Annotated in this window: 1 protein-coding gene and 1 pseudogene; both read left to right on the forward strand. The window is 69.2% G+C overall.

What is annotated here, in order from left to right; all coding sequences use genetic code 11:
- Nucleotides 1-643, forward strand: a 643-nt coding sequence (locus AC1DBQ_RS23380) for an APC family permease (RefSeq protein ID WP_476930763.1), incomplete at its 5' end; no start/stop codon positions are given.
- Nucleotides 640-1,251 (forward strand): annotated as a pseudogene (locus AC1DBQ_RS23385) (flavin monoamine oxidase family protein); the annotation flags it as partial. The gene AC1DBQ_RS23380 and the pseudogene AC1DBQ_RS23385, both read left to right, overlap by 4 nt.
- Nucleotides 1,252-1,295 lie beyond the last annotated feature (44 nt).

Genomic DNA, 1,295 nt, shown 5'->3' on the forward strand with positions numbered 1-1,295 from the left:
ACCCTGGGGCTGGTTCGACGGCACCGAAGCCGCCCTCGTGAAGATCCTCGAGGAAATCACCGGCCAGCCGTGGGTCGGCGTCGTGTTCGCCGTCGGTGCCGTGCTGGCCATCGCCAGCATCGTGCTGACCGTCCTCTACGGGCAGACCCGGATCCTGCTGTCCATGTCCCGCGACGGCCTCGTCCCCAAAGTCTTCGGCCGAGTCTCGCCCCGGACCGGCACACCGGTTGCCGGAACCCTGATCGTGGGCACCGCCGTCGCGCTGACCGCCGGCCTTGTGCCGCTGGGCGCCCTCGCGGACGCCACCAGCATCGGCACCCTCTTCGCCTTCGCGCTGGTCAACGTGGCCGTCCTCTACCTGCGGCGCAACCGCCCGGAGCTCAAGCGCAGCTTCCGCGTCCCGCTCTTTCCGCTGACCCCGATTCTCGGCGCCCTCATGTGCGCCTACCTCATGGCCAACCTCGGCGCCGAGACCTGGGCGGTCTTCGGCGTCTGGATGCTCGTGGGCCTTGCCGCCTACTTCGGCTACGGCCGCAAGAACTCCAGGGTGGCGGCCCTGGGGCACGAGGAATACCGTGAACTATCAAGCCGCCAACCCGCCAAYACCACCACAACCGAGGAACTGAAGGCAGAGATCTCATGACCACCGCCACCGAACTGCCGGCCCCCKCACCGGCTTCCACCCCGGCCGAGGCGCCCATCACCATGCTGAACCCGGATTTCCCGTTCAGCTACGACCACTATCTGGCCCACCCGGACGGCCTGGGGTCCGTGCCGCCGGAACTGTACGGGACGGAGGTCGCCGTCGTCGGTGCCGGCCTGTCCGGGCTCGTGACCGCCTATGAGCTCATGAAGCTGGGCCTGCGCCCGGTGGTCTATGAGGCCGACAGGATCGGCGGCCGGCTGAGGACGGCCAGCTTCCCGTCCGCGCCGGGCATCGTGGCGGACCTCGGCGGCATGCGGTTCCCGGTCTCCGGCAAGGCTTTCTACCACTACGTGGACCTGCTCGGGCTGGACACCCAGGAGTTCCCCAATCCGCTGGCGCCGGCGACCTCCAGCACGGTGATCGAGCTCGCCGGCCAGAAGTACTACGCCGAGACCGCGGCGGAMCTGCCCCCGTTCTTCCTGGAGGTCGCGGACGCGTGGAAGGCGGCCGTGAACGACGGCGCCCGGTTCGCCGAGATGCAGGAGGCCATCCGGGCCCGGGACACGGCCCGGATCAAGGAACTGTGGAACGCGCTGCTGCCGGAGCCGGCGATGAAACCGTAGAACGTCTGCTCGTCCAGCTCCGGCAG

Source organism: Arthrobacter sp. 10T413_2, from assembly GCF_056394205.1.